We start from the raw sequence: 16,496 nt of genomic DNA on the forward strand, positions 1-16,496 counted from the left end.
ACCACGAGAGGCGCCCCCAGCGGCATGACCGCGGGTGCCGGTGTCCGCCATCTGTCGTAACGTCCCTTTATGAGCAACCCTGTGCCACCGCGCAAGGCACCGGACCAGCCGTGGCGTACCGAGGGCACGCCACCCGAGCCGACTCCGCCGCCGGGCGGCCGGCGGAAGCTGCCGGGCGGCTGGTGGAGCCTGGCCCTGGCCGCGCTCATCGTGTTCCTCATCGCCAACCTGGTGCTGTCCGTCTACAACAAGGGCAACGAACCGACGATCTCGTACACGGAGTTCAGCCGGCAGGTCGACGACGGCAACGTCACCAAGATCTACGCCAAGGGCGACGCGATCCAGGGGCAGCTCAAGACCTCGCAGGAGAAGCCCGACGGCGACGGGAAGTACACCAAGTTCAAGACCCAGCGACCCGTCTTCGCCGGCGACAAGCTGTGGGACAACCTCCAGAAACACGACGTCACGGTGACCGCCTCGCCGGTGGTCCAGGAACGCAGCCTCCTGTTCAACCTGCTGATCTCGCTCGCCCCGATGATCCTGCTCGTCGTCCTGTGGATCTTCATCGCCCGGCGGATGGGCTCCGGCATGGGCGGCGCGGGCGGCATGCTCGGCCGCAAGACGCCGCCGAAACCGGTCGAGCTCGTGCCCGGCGGCAAGCGCACCACGTTCTCGGACGTGGCCGGCATCGACGAGGTGGCCGGCGAAGTCGACGACGTCGTGGACTTCCTCAAGAACCCCGACGCGTACCGCAGGATGGGCGCCAAGATGCCGCGCGGCGTGCTGCTGGCGGGCCCGCCCGGTACCGGCAAGACCCTGCTCGCCCGGGCCGTCGCGGGCGAGGCGGGCGTCCCGTTCTTCTCCGCCTCCGCCTCCGAGTTCATCGAGATGATCGTGGGCGTCGGCGCCTCGCGCGTGCGCGAACTGTTCGCCGAGGCCCGCAAGGTGGCACCCTCCATCATCTTCATCGACGAGATCGACACCATCGGACGGTCACGGTCGGGCGGCTCCGCCATGGGCGGCCACGACGAGCGCGAGCAGACGCTCAACCAGATCCTCACCGAGATGGACGGCTTCTCCGGCTCGGAGGGCGTCATCGTCATCGCCGCCACCAACCGCGCGGACATCCTGGACCCGGCGCTCACCCGGCCCGGCCGCTTCGACCGCGTCGTCAACGTCTCGCCCCCCGACCGCAGCGGCCGGAAGGCGATCCTGGAGATCCACACCCGCGAGATCCCGCTCGCCGAGGACGTGGACCTGACCCAGGTGGCCCGTACGACCCCGGGGATGACCGGCGCCGACCTCGCCAACCTCGCGAACGAGGCGGCCCTCCTCGCCGTCAAGCGCAAGCAGGCCGAGGTGACCCGGAGCGACCTCTCCGAAGCGCTCGAAAAGGTCCAGCTCGGTGCCGAACGCTCCCTCGTCATGCCCTACGAGGAACGCCGCCGCACCGCGTACCACGAGAGCGGCCACGCCCTCCTCGGGATGCTGCGGCCCGGCGCCGACCCCGTCCGCAAGATCACCATCGTTCCGCGCGGCCGCGCGCTCGGCGTCACGCTCTCGACGCCGGACGCGGACCGGTACGCGTACACCGAGGAGTATCTGCGCGGCCGGATCATCGGCGCCCTCGGCGGCATGGCCGCCGAGCACGTCGTCTACGACGTCATCACCACGGGCTCGGAGAACGACCTGGAGCAGGTCACCAACCTCGCCCGGGGCATGGTGGCCCGCTGGGGCATGAGCGAACGCGTCGGCCGGCTGTCGGCGCTGCCCAACGACGCCCAGCAGGCCTACGGCCTCGCGGCGGCCCCGGGCACCCTCGACTCGATCGACCACGAGATGCGCCGCATCGTCGACGAGTGCTACGAGGAGGCCTGCCAGAAGCTCCGCGACCACCGGGGGCAGCTCGACGCCCTGGCGGAGGCGCTTCTCGCGAACGAGACACTGGAGGAGGCCGAGGCATACCGGATCGCCGGGGTGCCCCGGACGGTCAAGGAGACCTGAACCCCCGGCCCGGACCCGGCTGGGGTCGGAGCCGGGTCGCCGCGGCGTCGTCAGACTGTGCGGGCGATCAGGTACCGGAACACGTTCGGCATCCAGACGGTGCCGTCCCGCCGCAGATGAGGGTGCAGCGCCTCCGCCACCTCCTTGTCGACCTGCGCCTGGTCGGTGGCGTCGACCGCGGCGTCGAAGAGCCCCGTGGAGAGCAGCCCGCGTACGGCACTGTCCACATCGGCGTAGCCGAACGGGCAGGCCACCCGCCCCGAGCCGTCCGGCCGCAGTCCTGCCCGCTGGGCCACCTCCTCCAGGTCGTCCCGGCGGGCGGCACGCCAGCTCGCCGCGCCGCGCAGGGGATCGGCCAGTTTCGTGGCCACCCGCAGCACGGCCGAGGTGGCGCACCGCTCCGGCGGCCCCCACCCGACGAGCACCACGGGCGTTCCCCGGCCCGCGAGCGGTGCCGCCTCCGCGAGCTGCGCACCGAGTCCCTCGGAGTCGCCGGCCACGCACCCGATCGGTTCGAACGCGGTCACCAGGTTGTACGCCGGCGCTCCCTCCACCACCGTGTCCCGGGGGGACCCGGACACGATCCGCGCCACGGCGCGCGGGCCCGCGTCCCGTTCGGACGGCAGCAGACGTTCCCGCGCGAGAGTCAGCCGTTCGGGCGACGAGGAGTCGACACCCGTGACCGCGGCGCCGCGGGAGCCGGCCATCAACAGGGCGAGCCCCGACCCGCAGCCGAGCCCGAGCAGCCGTGTCCCGCCGCCCACTTCGAGCCGCTCGTAGACGGCCTCGAAGAGCGGCACCAGCATCCGCTCCTGGATCTCGGCCCAGTCACGCGCGCGTGCACCCCGGTCGGAGCGGGGCGATGGGCCCGCATGAGGAAGGTGCTGCCGCACGAGCGTAGGTGTCATCGAAAGTGCCCCAATCCGCCGAGAGTTGCCGCCGGGCCCCCTTCCTCCGCCCCCGCGCGCGAGGCCCGCACTCCCCCCGTATGTCAGGTAACTCCGCCCTCGACGTGCCGTCCAGGGGTCTCGGGGGCCCGTTTACGGCCCGGCCGCGAAAGGCGCAAGAATTCACATACCGGCAACGTGGGCCCGTAGCATCACCCGCATGGCAAAGGCACCCGTTCTCACTCCCCAGGCGGACGATTTCCCGCGCTGGTACCAGGACTTGATCAACAAGGCCGAGCTCGCCGACAACGGACCGGTGCGCGGAACCATGGTCATCCGGCCCTACGGGTACGGGCTGTGGGAGCGGATGCAGCAGGAGCTGGACGCCCGTATCAAGGACGCGGGTGCCCAGAACGCCTACTTCCCGCTGTTCATCCCGCAGTCGTACCTGACCCGGGAGGCGGAGCACGTCGAGGGCTTCGCGCCCGAGCTCGCGGTCGTCACGCACGGCGGGGGCAAGGAGCTGGAGGAGCCGGTCGTCGTCCGCCCCACCTCCGAGACGATCGTCAACGAGTACTTCTCCAAGTGGGTGCAGAGCTACCGCGACCTGCCGCTGCTGATCAACCAGTGGGCGAACGTGGTCCGTTGGGAGATGCGCCCGAGGGTGTTCCTGCGAACGACCGAATTCCTCTGGCAGGAGGGCCACACCGCGCACGCCACGTACGAGGACGCCCGGGACTACGCCGCACACATCCACAAGCGGGTGTACGCCGACTTCATGGTGAACGTCCTCGGCATCGATGTCGTCCTTGGCCGGAAGACGGCGAGCGAGCGGTTCGCGGGCGCCGTCAACACCCTCACCCTCGAAGGGATGATGGGCGACGGCAAGGCGCTCCAACTGGGCACCAGCCACGAGCTGGGGCAGAACTTCGCGCGGGCGTTCAACACCCAGTACCTGTCCAGGGACGGGAAACAGGAGCTCGTCTGGCAGACCTCCTGGGGGGCCTCGACCCGCATGGTGGGTGGCCTGATCATGTCGCACGGTGATGACAGTGGGTTGCGGGTGCCGCCCCGGCTCGCCCCGGTACAGGTCGTCGTCCTCGCGATCAAGGGGGACGAGGCCGTTCTGGCCAAGGTCCGCGACATCGGCGAGCGGCTGGCGGCGGCGGGTGTACGGGTCCAGGTCGACGACCGTACGGACACCCCCTTCGGGCGCCGCGCCGTCGACTGGGAGCTCAAGGGCGTCCCCGTACGCATCGAGGTCGGGCCCCGTGACCTGGAGAACGGCACGGCGATGCTCGTCCGCCGCATTCCCGGAGGCAAGGAGCCGGTGGCCCTCGACGCGCTGGCCGCCCTGCTCCCCGGCGTCCTGGAGGAGGACCAGGCGCTCCTCCTGAGGCAGTCCCGCGAGCGCCGCGAGTCCCGTACGGCGGAGGTGTCGAGCATCGGCGCGGCCGTGGAGGCCGCCGTGTCCGGCGGCTGGGCGCGCATTCCCTGGGCCGACCTCGGCGAAGAGGGCGAGGCCAGGCTCGCCGAGCACGCGGTGACCGTACGGTGTCTGGTCGCCGAGGACGGGTCGGTGCCGGACGCCGACGACGCACCCGGTAACGTCGCCGTCGTCGCCCGCGCCTACTGAGCCGAACAGCAGGGCGGCCGAAACACCTCTTGCGCATCTGCCGACCACAGGTGCCTCGGCGTGCTGAAGTCGTCTACGCGCCGGGGCGTACGTGTGCCTACGTACCGCCTTGGTATGAGCTGTAACGCTTCTCCGCAGATCAGCGCACCCGACCTCGTCGGTTCACATCAGTGCCAACTGACGGGTACGTGCAAATTATTTGGGATGCCCCGTAATAGGAACACGGAGGCACTCCCGCTCGTTCTCATTACGTGAGCACGACACCACCTGTTCTCGCCGCAGAGCTGGCAGGGGCGTGGGCCGACATTCAGCGGCACCACCCCGAACTGCCCGATCTTGCCGCGCCAGAGTCCCTGATCGGAGAATCGTCGTCCGCCTGCGGACACGAACTCTCCTTCGAACGACTGCTTCACGAAGCAGTCCACGGCATCGCCGCCGCCCGCGGAGTCCGCGACACCTCGCGCGCCGGCCGCTATCACAACCGCAGATTCCTCGCGATCGCCGAGGAGCTGGGCCTGGACCATCCCGAGGAGCCGCATCCCAGCAGCGGCTTCTCGCTGGTCACGCTCAACCCCGAGGCGAAGCGCCGATACCGGCCGACCATCGAGCGGCTCCAGCGGGCGCTGAAGGCCCATACGGCCGCCACGTCCGCGGACACCGCCCGCTCGTTCCGCGGTCCGGCCGCCCGCCACGGCTCCTCCGGGGGAGGTGTCCGCGTCAAGGCCGTCTGTGACTGCGGGCGCAACGTGCGCGTGGTCCCGTCCGTCCTCGCGCAGGCGCCGATCGTGTGCGGAGGGTGCGGCAAGCCCTTCCGGATTCCGGAGGTGGTCGGGGCAGCCGCCGGCTGAGGTGCGGGCTCCACCGGCGTCTCGTGGGTGCCGGACGAGTTCGCGCGGCCCGTGAGCAGTCGTGCCTCCCCCACTGCCCTGGAGCATGTGGGGGAATTCAGGAGGCACGAGTGCGCGCGGGCGGCATCTCTCCGAGGCCCTCGGTGGCTGGTGCACGTCGCCCATGCCTGTCGGGCACCCGGAACGCCGGGTGCCCGACAGGCATGCGCTCGTCCAGGCATGTGGTGGTCCAGGCCTGCGCTCTTTCAGGCGCCGGCTCGTGCGGCGGGCGTGGGCTCGCCCACCCTCGGTCCGGGCGGAGTGCGGGATGTGGCAGAATGGCTAGCTGTACTCGACAGCCGCATAGGACCCCTCTCTCCTCCGGCTGACGCGTCCATCGGGCACTCGGGTACCGCAACCCCACGCGGCCATCTCTGCGTGCCCAACCCCGTCAAGACCAGGAGACACCACTTCCGTGGCAGTCAAGATCAAGCTGAAGCGTCTGGGCAAGATCCGTTCGCCTCACTACCGCATCGTCGTCGCCGACTCCCGTACCCGCCGTGACGGCCGGGCCATCGAGGAGATCGGTCTGTACCACCCGGTGCAGAACCCTTCGCGCATCGAGGTCGACTCGGACCGCGCGCAGTACTGGCTGGGTGTCGGCGCGCAGCCGACCGAGCCCGTGCTCGCCATCCTGAAGCTGACCGGTGACTGGCAGAAGTTCAAGGGCCTGCCGGCCCCGGCTCCGCTGCTCGTCGCCGAGCCGAAGGCCACGCGCCCGCTGTTCGACGCCCTCGGTGGCGACGACACGGGCAAGGGTGAGGCCATCACCCAGAAGAAGAAGGCTGAGAAGAAGGACGAGGCTGCGGCCGAGTCCGAGTCGACCGAGGCCTGAGCATGCTCGAGGAGGCTCTCGAGCACCTCGTGAAGGGCATCGTCGACAACCCCGACGACGTGCAGGTCGCCTCGCGTGACCTGCGCCGCGGGCGCGTTCTCGAGGTCCGGGTCCACCCGGACGACCTCGGCAAGGTGATCGGCCGCAACGGCCGCACCGCGCGCGCTCTGCGTACCGTCGTGGGTGCCATCGGCGGCCGCGGTGTCCGCGTCGACCTCGTCGACGTGGACCACGTCCGCTGACGTAACAGGCAACACCGGCTCGGGCCGGGGAGGGCTTACGAGCCGTCCCCGGCCCGTAGTCGTCTGCGAACCCGTCCGGGCGGCCGCCGGGTCCCTCCCGGAGGGGCGCCCGTCAACCTCACGGACGCCCGCGCTCCCGCGGTCGTCCGGGAAACATCGCCGTCGGCACACGACAGGAGATCAAGCACAGTGCAGCTGGTAGTCGCTCGCGTCGGCCGTGCCCACGGCATCAAGGGCGAGGTCACCGTGGAGGTCCGCACCGACGAGCCGGAGCTCCGGCTCGGCCCCGGTGCCGTCCTGCTCACCGATCCGGCCTCCACCGGACCACTGACCATCGAGACGGGCCGCGTCCACAGCGGCCGTCTCCTGCTGCGCTTCGCGGGCGTGCGGGACCGCAACGCCGCCGAGGCGCTGCGCAACACCCTGCTGATCGCCGAGGTCGACCCGGACGAGACGCCGGACGACCCGGACGAGTACTACGACCACCAGCTCATGGACCTGGACGTGGTCACCGCGGACGGCGCCGAGGTCGGGCGCATCACGGAGATCTCGCACCTGCCCTCGCAGGACCTGTTCGTGGTGGAGCGCCCGGACGGCACCGAGGTGCTGATCCCGTTCGTGGAGGAGATCGTCGTCGAGATCGACCTGGAGGAGCAGCGGGCCGTCATCGACCCGCCGCCCGGCCTGATCGACGACCAGGCGGAGATCGTCTCCACCAGGGATGCGGAGAACTCCGCGGGGGAAGCGGGGAACGGCTCCGCCAAGGACGTGGAGAACGGCTCCGCCGCGGCCGGCGAGGACGCCACGGAGGCCGACGCCTGATGCGGCTCGACGTGGTCACGATCTTCCCCGAGTACCTGGAACCGCTGAACGTCTCACTCGTCGGCAAGGCCCGCGCGCGCGGACAGCTCGACGTGCACGTGCACGACCTCCGGGACTGGACGTACGACCGGCACAACACGGTCGACGACACGCCCTACGGCGGCGGTCCCGGCATGGTCATGAAGACCGAGCCCTGGGGCGACGCCCTGGACTCCGCCCTGGCGGACGGCTACGAGACGGGCGCCCACGGCCCCGCCCTCGTGGTCCCCACGCCCAGCGGGCGCCCGTTCACCCAGCAGCTCGCCGTCGAACTCTCCGAACGCCCCTGGCTGGTCTTCACACCCGCGCGCTACGAGGGCATCGACCGCCGTGTCATCGACGAGTACGCGACCAGGATGCCCGTCTACGAGGTGTCCATCGGCGACTACGTCCTCGCCGGCGGCGAGGCGGCCGTCCTCGTCGTCACCGAGGCCGTGGCGCGGCTGCTGCCGGGCGTCCTCGGCAACGCCGAGTCCCACCGCGACGACTCGTTCGCCCCCGGAGCCATGGCCAACCTCCTGGAGGGGCCGGTGTACACCAAGCCCCCGCGGTGGCGCGGCCGCGAGATCCCCGACGTGCTGGTCAGCGGCCACCACGGGAAGATCGCCCGCTGGCGCCGCGACGAGGCACTGCGCCGTACGGCGGCGAACCGGCCCGACCTCATCGAGCGCTGCGACGCTTCCGGCTTCGACAAGAAGGATCGCGAGATGCTCTCGATCCTGGGCTGGAGCCCGGCACCCGACGGCCGATTTTGGCGCAGGCCACAGGCCGTGGAAGAATAGGCCGCTGCTCTCCGTCGTCCGGCGTGCGCCCCTGCCACAGGGGGACACGACGCCCGTCCCGACGAGACAGCATCATCTTCGAACCTCTCTCCCGTTGATGACCTGTGGCATCGGCGAAGAAAGCAGACACAATGTCTCACCTGCTCGACACCGTCGACGGCGCCTCGCTGCGCACCGACATCCCGGCCTTCCGCCCGGGTGACACCGTCAACGTCCACGTCCGCGTCATCGAGGGCAACCGCTCCCGTGTGCAGCAGTTCAAGGGCGTAGTCATCCGCCGCCAGGGCGCCGGTGTCCGCGAGACCTTCTCGGTCCGCAAGGTCTCGTTCTCCGTCGGCGTCGAGCGCACCTTCCCGGTGCACACCCCGATCGTCGAGAAGATCGAGGTCGTCACCCGCGGTGACGTGCGTCGCGCGAAGCTGTACTACCTCCGTGAGCTGCGCGGCAAGGCCGCGAAGATCAAGGAGAAGCGCGACCGCTGAGCCCGTGCCGCCGCGGTGATCCGTCGGCGACCGAGCCGGTAGGACGGTGTCTCGGGGACGCCGGATAGCATCTGGCCCCGATGGACACCGAAGCACAGCCTGTGGAGCGCGACCGCTCCTCCCGCCCTTCCGCTTCCGAGGAGATCTCGGACACAGCGGGGCCGGAGGGGCGGTCGCGTTCTGCGTTCGCGGACAAGGCCGCCGACTGGCTCCCCGGTGGCCGGATCACGCTGACCGTGCTGGCCTGTCTGGTCTTTCTGCTGCTCGTCAGCCGCTTCGTGATGCAGCCCTTCGAAATTCCCAGCGGCTCCATGGAGTCCGGATTGAGGATCGGGGACCGCGTTCTCGTAAACAAGTTGGCGTACCGTTTCGGTTCCGAGCCGCAGCGGGGCGATGTCGTCGTGTTCGACGGCACCGGTTATTTCGGGAACGCGGACTACGTCAAACGCGTCGTCGGGGTTGAGGGGGACCACGTGGTCTGCTGCGACAAGGAGGGGAGACTCGAAGTGAACGGCCGATCGGTCGACGAGTCGACATTTCTCTATCAGGGCGACAGCCCGTCCGAGGTGCCCTTCGACGTCGTCGTGCCCGAGCGGTCCCTGTTCCTCCTGGGTGATCACCGCGGCCGCTCCAGCGACTCCCGTGATCACCTGGGCTCGCCCGGCGGCGGCATGGTCCCCGTCGGCGAGGTCATCGGCAGGGCCGACTGGATCGCCTGGCCCGCGGGCCACTGGACCCGTCTGACGCGTCCCGACGCCTACGCGCGCGTGCCGGCCGCCGGGGGTGCCCGTGGGTAACCGCGGACGGGCGCGCGGGGTCTCCGCCAGCGCCGCCGACAACCTGCTCCCCACCGGGTCCCGGCGCGCCGCCGGAGGCGCCGCCCGGCCCAGCCGGGTCGAGCGCCGCAAGCTCGCGCGCAAGATCAAGCGGCGCAGGCGCCGCTCGGCGGTCAAGGAGATCCCTCTCCTCGTCGGCGTGGCCGTGCTGATAGCCCTGGTCCTCAAGACGTTCCTCGTCCAGGCCTTCGTGATCCCGTCGGGCTCCATGGAGAACACGATCCAGATCGGCGACCGCGTCCTGGTGGACAAGTTCACCCCCTGGTTCGGCTCCCAGCCCAAGCGCGGTGACGTCGTCGTCTTCAAGGACCCCGGAGGCTGGCTCACCGCCGAGGAGTCCCAGAAGAAGAACGACCCCGTGGTCGTCAAGCAGTTCAAGGAGGGGCTGACCTTCATCGGTCTGCTGCCCTCCGACAACGAGAAGGACCTGATCAAGCGGGTCGTCGGACTCGGCGGGGACACCGTCAAGTGCTGCGACACGGAGGGCCGGGTGACCGTGAACGGCACCCCCCTGAACGAGCCGTACATCTACGCCGGGGACAAACCGTCGGACTTCGCCTTCGAGGTGAAGGTGCCCGCGGGCCGGCTGTTCGTCCTCGGTGACCACCGGGGCAACTCCGCGGACTCCCGGTACCACCGCAGCGACAAGTTCAGCGGCACCGTCTCCGAGGACTCGATCGTGGGCCGGGCGATGGTCATCGGCTGGCCCATCGGCCACTGGACCCGTCTGACGGAGCCGAACACCTTCTCGACGGTGGCCGACGCGCCCGGAGGGTCGGCTTCCGCTCCAGCCCTGTCGCATAGGGTGGCCTCTGCGGATCCAGATGGATTGATCCCGCTCCCGAGCCCTGCGGAACTCCCGCTCGTTATGGGAGTGGTGGGCCTGCGCCGAATACGGCGCAGGCGGCGGCACGGAGTGAGGAGTGGATGTGGGGGATGTGGCGGTCGGCGCGCGATCTGGGCACGAAGGTCCCGAGGGACAGCCGGAGCGGCCCGAGGATGCGGCTGCCCCGGCCGTAGAGCCCGATTCGGGTTCCGGGAGCGGCTCCGAGGACGAGGAGGCCTCGACCGGGCGTTCCGGCCGGGACCCGAAGTCCACCAAGCAGCGCTCCTTCTGGAAGGAGCTGCCGATCCTGATCGGCATCGCTCTGGTGCTCGCGCTGATTATCAAGACGTTCCTGGTCCAGGCGTTCTCGATCCCGTCGGACTCGATGCAGAACACCCTCCAGCAGGGTGACCGCGTCCTGGTCGACAAGCTGACTCCGTGGTTCGGCTCCGAGCCGGAGCGCGGCGAGGTCGTCGTCTTCCACGACCCGGACAACTGGCTGGCGGGCGAGCCCACGGCCAACCCGAACGCCCTTCAGACGGTCCTGAGCTGGATCGGCCTGATGCCCTCGGCCGAGGAGAAGGACCTCATCAAGCGGGTCGTCGGCGTCGGTGGTGACACCGTCGAGTGCAAGGGCACCGGCCCGCTGAAGGTCAACGGCAAGGCGCTGAACGAGTCGTCGTACGTGTACGCGGGGAACACCCCGTGCAGCCAGGACGAGGACGGCGGCCAGTTCAAGGTCAAGGTACCCAAGGGCATGATCTGGGTGATGGGCGACCACCGCCAGAACTCGAGGGACTCGCGCTACAACCAGGCGGACAAGCACCACGGCATGGTGCCCGTGAACGACGTCGTCGGCCGTGCCATCGTCAAGGCGTGGCCCATCAACCGCTGGGGCACCCTCCCGGTCCCGGACACCTTCGACCAGCCCGGTCTGAGCGACCAGGCGGCCGCGGCGGTCACCTCGCCGGGTTCCGTGGCCCTGCTGGGCGCGGCGCCGCTCGTGCTGGTGCGACGCAGGCGCAAGGCGTCCAAGGACGACTGAGCCTTCTCACGGCCTTCGGGGCCGGCCTCCGCGGACCTGTCCGCGGAGGCCGGCCCCGCTCGTTTCCGGGCAAGGATCCGGCCCGCTCCGGCGATCGTGATCCGGCGGGGGCTGACCCCGGACCGTACCCCTGGGTAAGGTGCGGGCTTATGGGTGGCGAGAGCGCAACACGTACGGCCCCGCGCAGCGGTGGCACGGGCAAGGCCCCGGCGGGGAGCAAGACCGGACAGCGGTTGTCCGGTCTTGCCGTCGCGCTGGGCCTGCTGCTGTTCCTCGGCGGATTCGCCTGGGCGGCGGTTGACTACCGGCCGTACACCGTCCCCACGAGTTCGATGGCGCCGACGATCAACATCGGCGACCGGGTGCTGGCGCAGCGCGTCGACGGCAGCGAGGTCCGCCGCGGTGACGTCGTCGTCTTCGAGGACAAGACCTGGGTCACGGGCTCGTCGGTGGTCAAGCGCGTGGTCGCCGTCGGCGGCGACACCGTCGCCTGCTGCACCGACGGCAAGCTGACCGTCAACGGCAAGAAGATCGACGAATCGTATCTGCCCGAGGGAAGCCTCGCCGAGCTCACGGGCTTCCCGACCGTGAAGGTCCCCGAGGGACGGCTGTTCCTGCTGGGCGACGAGCGGCGCGGCTCCCTGGACTCCACCGCGCACATCACGGACGCGGCCCGCGGGACCGTGGCGCGCGGCACCGTGGAGGCCCGGGTCGACGCCGTCGCCTGGCCGATGAACGGCATGCTCGCCCGCCCCGACGGCTTCAAGGTGCTCGGCGCCCTGTCCCAGCCGGGACCGCTCCCGACGATGATCGCCCTGGTGATCGCCGGCGCCGTCCTCGTGCTCGGCGGGGCGGCGTACGGGCCGGTCGCCAAGCTGGCCGGCCGTTCCCGCGCGCGCACGGAGTCCGCCGGTGCCCGCTGAGGCGGCGGCCTCGGACGAGACCCCCGGCCGGGACGGGTTGCGCAAGGTCGCCCGGGTCGTGCTGCTCGACCCGCAGGACCGCATCCTGCTGCTCCACGGCCACGAGCCGGACGATCCCTCCGACGACTGGTGGTTCACCCCCGGCGGCGGCGTGGAGGGCGACGAGACCCGGGAGCAGGCGGCTCTGCGGGAACTCGTCGAGGAGACCGGGATCACCGAGGTCGAACTGGGCCCCGTGCTGTGGCGGCGGATCTGCTCGTTCCCGTTCGCGGGGAGGCGCTGGGACCAGGACGAGTGGTACTTCCTGGCCCGTACGGCCCAGACCGCCACGGCGGCCACGGCGCTGACGGACCTGGAGCGGCGCAGCGTCGCCGGAGCGCGCTGGTGGACGTGCCGGGAACTGACCGAGGCACATGAGACGGTGTATCCGACCAAGCTCGCCGGGCTGCTCCGCAGGGTGCTCGACGAGGGTCCCCCGGCCACGCCCGAGGTCCTCGACACGGAAATCGTCTAGGGGCTCTCGGGGCTGGCGCACAATAGGGGGACGCACGGCTGAAGGGGAACATGCCATGAGCGCCGAGGACCTCGAGAAGTACGAGACCGAGATGGAGCTGAAGCTCTATCGGGAGTACCGCGATGTCGTCGGTCTGTTCAAATATGTGATCGAGACCGAACGGCGCTTCTATCTCACCAACGACTACGAGATGCAGGTGCACTCGGTCCAGGGTGAGGTGTTTTTCGAGGTGTCCATGGCGGATGCCTGGGTGTGGGACATGTATCGCCCCGCCCGCTTCGTGAAACAGGTGCGTGTCCTGACATTCAAGGACGTGAACATCGAAGAACTGAACAAGAGTGATCTGGAGCTGCCGGGCGGCTGAGGACCGGAACCACGGTGGTGACTCGTACGGGTGACTGGGTTTTCCACAGTCACCCGCTCGTCCACCAAGATCCAAAAGTTGCGTGACCTGGCCTCAGTGTCGGTGCCGGAGGTGGTGCCGACATGAAGACATCCGAGGCACGCAAGGCGCTGGGCGCCTACGGCGAGGAACTGGCCGCACGGCGGCTGACCGGGGCCGGCATGACGGTCCTGGCACGCAACTGGCGCTGTGGCCGTACGGGCGAGATCGACATCGTGGCCCGGGACGGCGACGCGCTGGTCGTCTGTGAGGTCAAGACCCGCGGGGCGGGATCGTTCCAGCATCCGATGGAGGCCGTCGCGCCGGCCAAGGCCCGTCGGCTGCGCGGTCTGGCCGAACGCTGGCTGCAGGAACACGGCGGAGCCCCGCCGGGCGGCGTCCGCATCGACCTGGTCGGCGTCCTGATCCCCGAACGCGGCGCACCCGTGGTCGAGCACGCGCGGGGGGTGGCCTGATGGCATTCGCGCGTACGTGTTCGGTGGCGCTGGTGGGCGTGGAGGGCGTCGTCGTCGAGGTCCAGGCCGACCTGGAGCCGGGCATCGCCGCCTTCACACTGGTCGGGCTCCCCGACAAGAGTCTGACGGAGAGCCGGGACCGGGTCAGGGCCGCGGTGGTCAATTCCGGCGCGTCCTGGCCGCAGAAGAAGCTGACGGTGGGGCTGAGCCCGGCCTCGGTGCCCAAGGGCGGCTCCGGCTTCGACCTCGCCGTGGCCTCGGCCGTGCTCGGAGCCGCCGAGCGGATCGACCCACGGGTGCTCGCCGACATCGTGATGATCGGGGAGCTGGGGCTCGACGGCAGGGTGCGGCCGGTCCGCGGCATCCTTCCGGCCGTCCTCGCCGCGGCGGACGCCGGCTACGAACAGGTGGTGGTGCCGGAGTGCGCGGCGGCCGAGGCCGCACTCGTGCCGGGAATCTCGGTGCTCGGGGTCCGCAGCCTGCGCCAGCTCATCGCCGTGCTGGCGGACGAACCGGTGCCCGAGGAGGAGCCGGACGAGCGGGGCCGCCCGGACGCGCTGTCGGCCGGCCTGCGCCTGCCCGGCACGGGCGAGGCCACCGGCCTGTGCGGCATCGCCGTGCCGGACCACGACCCGGGCCACGACCTCGGCGACGTCGTCGGCCAGCTCTCGGCGCGCACCGCGATGGAGGTGGCGGCGGCCGGCGGCCATCACGTCTTCCTCCAGGGGCCACCCGGCGCGGGCAAGACGATGCTGGCCGAGCGGATGCCGCTGATCATGCCGCGCCTGACCCGGCAGGAATCCCTGGAGGTCACGGCGATCCACTCCGTCGCGGGCCTGCTGCCGCCCGGCAAACCGCTGGTGGACGTCGCGCCGTACTGCGCGCCCCATCACTCCGCGACCATGCAGGCGCTCGTCGGCGGCGGCAAGGGGCTCGCACGGCCCGGCGCGGTGTCCCTGTCGCATCGGGGCGTGCTGTTCCTGGACGAGGCGCCGGAGTTCAGCGGCTTCGCGCTGGACGCCCTGCGGCAGCCGCTGGAGGCGGGACACGTGGTGATCGCGCGCAGCGCCGGAGTCGTGAGGTTCCCCGCGAATTTCCTGATGGTGCTGGCCGCCAACCCCTGCCCCTGCGGGCGCTTCAGCACGACGAACGACTTCTGCGAGTGTCCGCCCTCGGTCATCCGCCGCTATCAGGCGAGGCTCTCCGGGCCGCTGCTCGACCGGGTCGACCTGCGGGTGGACGTCGAGCCCGTCACCCGGGCCGAACTCACCGCGCGCGGCGCCCGGGGCGAGTCGACGAAGACGGTCGCTGACCGGGTCCTCGCCGGGCGTGAGCGGGCCGCCGACCGTCTGAAGGGGACTCCCTGGCACACCAACAGCGAGGTGCCGGGACGCGAGCTGCGCGGACGCTGGCAGGCGCGCGCGGGAGCGATGGACGAGGCCGAGCGGGGCCTGGAACGCGGGGTGCTGACCGCCCGTGGGCTCGACCGGGTGCTCCGGATCGCGTGGACGGTCGCGGACCTGTCGGGACACGACCGGCCCGACGCCGGTGACGTCGCCCTGGCCCTCCAACTGCGCACCGGAGTTCCGCGCGGGGTGCCGATGGCGATCGGCTCGCCGGCATGACAGCCGGCGAGCGCCGGGCCCGCGTCACGCTGTCCCGGGTCGTCGAACCGGGCGACGAGGTCTGCGGGCGCTGGATCAGGGAGGTCGGAGCCCCGGAAGCGGTCCGGTGGCTGCACGGGGACCTGGGGCAGCCGAGGGGGATGACCGACCGGAGGTGGGCCGGGCTGCGGGCCAGGGCCACGCGGGCCGCCCCGGAACGCGACCTCGCCCTCGCCCGGGACGCCGGGGTGCGCTTCATCTGTCCCGGTGAATCCGAATGGCCCGCGCAGCTCGACGACCTCGGGGACGCCCGGCCCGTCGGACTGTGGGTGCGGGGGCGGGCCGGCCTGCGGCTGTGGGCGCTGAGATCCGTCGCCGTCGTCGGAGCCCGTGCCTGCACGGAGTACGGCGCGCACATGGCCGCCACCCTCGGCGCCGGACTCGCCGAGCGGGGCTGGGTGGTGGTGTCGGGTGGGGCCTACGGCATCGACGGCGCCGCCCACCGGGGCGCCCTCGGGGCGGGCGGTGCCACCGTCGCGGTGCTCGCCTGCGGCGTCGACCGGCCCTATCCGCGCGGACACACCGGGCTGATCAACAGGATCGCGGAACAGGGCCTCGTGGTAGGGGAGTTGCCGCCGGGCGAGCACCCGACGCCGAGCAGATTCATCCTGCGCAACCGGGTCATCGCCGCGCTCACCCGGGGCACCGTGGTCGTCGAGGCGGCGTACCGCAGCGGAGCGCTCGTCACCGCCCGTGCCGCACAGCGGCTGGGCAGGTTCACGATGGGCGTGCCGGGACCCGCCACCAGCGCGCTGTCCGCCGGGGTGCACGAACTGCTGCGCGGGGAGGCCGTCCTGGTGTCCGACGCCGCGGAAGTCTCCGAACTGGTGGGCGCCATGGGGGAGCTGGCGCCGGACAGGCGTGGTCCCGTGCTGCCCCGCGACCTGCTGCACCCGGACGCGGTCCGGGTCCTGGCCGCGCTGCCGGCGCGGGATCCGGCCGGGGCCGGGGAGATCGCCCGGCGAGCGGCGACCAGCGTGGACGACGCGGTCGGGAGACTGTACGAACTCCGAGCACTTGGATTCGTCGAACGACACGGCGACGGCTGGAAGTTGACACGCCAGACGACGGCCCCCGCCGGAGGTGATCGGGAGGGATGCTGACCGAGCGTGTTCGGCCGTCCGGGGGAACGCCGACACGCCTGGTAATCCTCGCAGTTGGCGCCCCCGTCGGTCACGCAGGGCGACCGTCGTGACTCCGGGAGACGTCCCGGG

Annotated in this window: 17 protein-coding genes and 1 pseudogene; 17 read left to right on the forward strand and 1 reads right to left on the reverse strand. The window is 71.0% G+C overall.

Annotation, left to right across the window (positions count from 1 at the left end):
- Positions 1 to 69 precede the first annotated feature (69 nt).
- The gene (ftsH, locus tag ACWEBX_RS11235; protein WP_451884616.1) at positions 70 to 2,004 is read left to right on the forward strand and encodes an ATP-dependent zinc metalloprotease FtsH; all 1,935 of its coding nucleotides are present in this window, start codon (positions 70 to 72) and stop codon (positions 2,002 to 2,004) included.
- Positions 2,005 to 2,054: 50 nt separating this feature from the next.
- Here ftsH and ACWEBX_RS11240 read toward each other — a convergent pair whose 3' ends face one another.
- On the reverse strand, positions 2,055 to 2,912 hold the full coding sequence (locus ACWEBX_RS11240; RefSeq protein ID WP_451884617.1) for an SAM-dependent methyltransferase: 858 nt from the start codon (positions 2,910 to 2,912) through the stop codon (positions 2,055 to 2,057).
- A 199-nt stretch (positions 2,913 to 3,111) separates the two neighbouring features.
- On the opposite strand from ACWEBX_RS11240, the gene proS reads away from it, so the two are divergent.
- The 16 genes and pseudogenes from proS to dprA all read left to right on the forward strand — a co-directional run bounded on the left by proS (position 3,112) and on the right by dprA (position 16,385).
- Positions 3,112 to 4,527 carry a proline--tRNA ligase gene (gene proS, locus ACWEBX_RS11245; protein WP_451884618.1) on the forward strand — a complete coding sequence of 472 codons (1,416 nt, stop codon included), beginning with the start codon at positions 3,112 to 3,114 and terminating at the stop codon, positions 4,525 to 4,527.
- A gap of 251 nt (positions 4,528 to 4,778) precedes the next feature.
- Positions 4,779 to 5,375, forward strand: coding sequence for a hypothetical protein (locus ACWEBX_RS11250; RefSeq protein WP_037625093.1), 597 nt, complete (start codon positions 4,779 to 4,781; stop codon positions 5,373 to 5,375).
- Between the two features lie 454 nt (positions 5,376 to 5,829).
- Complete coding sequence (rpsP, locus tag ACWEBX_RS11255; RefSeq protein ID WP_451884619.1) at positions 5,830 to 6,249, forward strand: 30S ribosomal protein S16; 420 nt, start codon at positions 5,830 to 5,832, stop codon at positions 6,247 to 6,249.
- 2 nt (positions 6,250 to 6,251) lie between these two features.
- Positions 6,252 to 6,491, forward strand: a complete 240-nt coding sequence (locus ACWEBX_RS11260) for an RNA-binding protein (RefSeq protein WP_005479813.1) — start codon at positions 6,252 to 6,254, stop codon at positions 6,489 to 6,491.
- A 189-nt stretch (positions 6,492 to 6,680) separates the two neighbouring features.
- Complete coding sequence (gene rimM / locus ACWEBX_RS11265; protein ID WP_451884620.1) at positions 6,681 to 7,313, forward strand: ribosome maturation factor RimM; 633 nt, start codon at positions 6,681 to 6,683, stop codon at positions 7,311 to 7,313.
- Positions 7,313 to 8,134 (forward strand): tRNA (guanosine(37)-N1)-methyltransferase TrmD, encoded by an 822-nt coding sequence (trmD, locus tag ACWEBX_RS11270; RefSeq protein ID WP_451884621.1) that lies wholly within the window; start codon positions 7,313 to 7,315, stop codon positions 8,132 to 8,134. Before rimM ends, trmD begins: the two co-directional genes overlap by 1 nt.
- Positions 8,135 to 8,265: 131 nt before the next feature.
- On the forward strand, positions 8,266 to 8,616 hold the full coding sequence (gene rplS, locus ACWEBX_RS11275) for a 50S ribosomal protein L19 (protein WP_451884622.1): 351 nt from the start codon (positions 8,266 to 8,268) through the stop codon (positions 8,614 to 8,616).
- An 80-nt stretch (positions 8,617 to 8,696) separates the two neighbouring features.
- Positions 8,697 to 9,413 carry a signal peptidase I gene (gene lepB, locus ACWEBX_RS11280; RefSeq protein ID WP_451884623.1) on the forward strand — a complete coding sequence of 239 codons (717 nt, stop codon included), beginning with the start codon at positions 8,697 to 8,699 and terminating at the stop codon, positions 9,411 to 9,413.
- Positions 9,406 to 10,494 (forward strand): annotated as a pseudogene (gene lepB, locus ACWEBX_RS11285) (signal peptidase I); the annotation flags it as partial. The gene lepB (ACWEBX_RS11280) and the pseudogene lepB (ACWEBX_RS11285), both read left to right, overlap by 8 nt.
- Positions 10,382 to 11,323: a signal peptidase I gene (gene lepB, locus ACWEBX_RS11290; protein WP_451884624.1), complete on the forward strand. Its 942-nt coding sequence runs from the start codon at positions 10,382 to 10,384 to the stop codon at positions 11,321 to 11,323. The pseudogene lepB (ACWEBX_RS11285) and the gene lepB (ACWEBX_RS11290), both read left to right, overlap by 113 nt.
- Positions 11,324 to 11,472: 149 nt before the next feature.
- The gene (lepB, locus tag ACWEBX_RS11295) at positions 11,473 to 12,246 is read left to right on the forward strand and encodes a signal peptidase I (protein ID WP_451884625.1); all 774 of its coding nucleotides are present in this window, start codon (positions 11,473 to 11,475) and stop codon (positions 12,244 to 12,246) included.
- On the forward strand, positions 12,236 to 12,760 hold the full coding sequence (locus ACWEBX_RS11300) for an NUDIX hydrolase (RefSeq protein WP_451884626.1): 525 nt from the start codon (positions 12,236 to 12,238) through the stop codon (positions 12,758 to 12,760). The genes lepB (ACWEBX_RS11295) and ACWEBX_RS11300 overlap by 11 nt, the downstream gene beginning before the upstream one ends.
- 55 nt (positions 12,761 to 12,815) lie before the next feature.
- Positions 12,816 to 13,124, forward strand: coding sequence for a DUF2469 domain-containing protein (locus ACWEBX_RS11305; RefSeq protein ID WP_003965949.1), 309 nt, complete (start codon positions 12,816 to 12,818; stop codon positions 13,122 to 13,124).
- A 122-nt stretch (positions 13,125 to 13,246) separates the two neighbouring features.
- The gene (locus ACWEBX_RS11310; RefSeq protein WP_451884627.1) at positions 13,247 to 13,618 is read left to right on the forward strand and encodes a YraN family protein; all 372 of its coding nucleotides are present in this window, start codon (positions 13,247 to 13,249) and stop codon (positions 13,616 to 13,618) included.
- Complete coding sequence (locus ACWEBX_RS11315) at positions 13,618 to 15,243, forward strand: YifB family Mg chelatase-like AAA ATPase (RefSeq protein ID WP_451884628.1); 1,626 nt, start codon at positions 13,618 to 13,620, stop codon at positions 15,241 to 15,243. Before ACWEBX_RS11310 ends, ACWEBX_RS11315 begins: the two co-directional genes overlap by 1 nt.
- On the forward strand, positions 15,240 to 16,385 hold the full coding sequence (dprA, locus tag ACWEBX_RS11320; RefSeq protein ID WP_451884629.1) for a DNA-processing protein DprA: 1,146 nt from the start codon (positions 15,240 to 15,242) through the stop codon (positions 16,383 to 16,385). The genes ACWEBX_RS11315 and dprA overlap by 4 nt, the downstream gene beginning before the upstream one ends.
- Positions 16,386 to 16,496: the final 111 nt, after the last annotated feature.

The organism is Streptomyces sp. NPDC005070 (assembly GCF_053600395.1).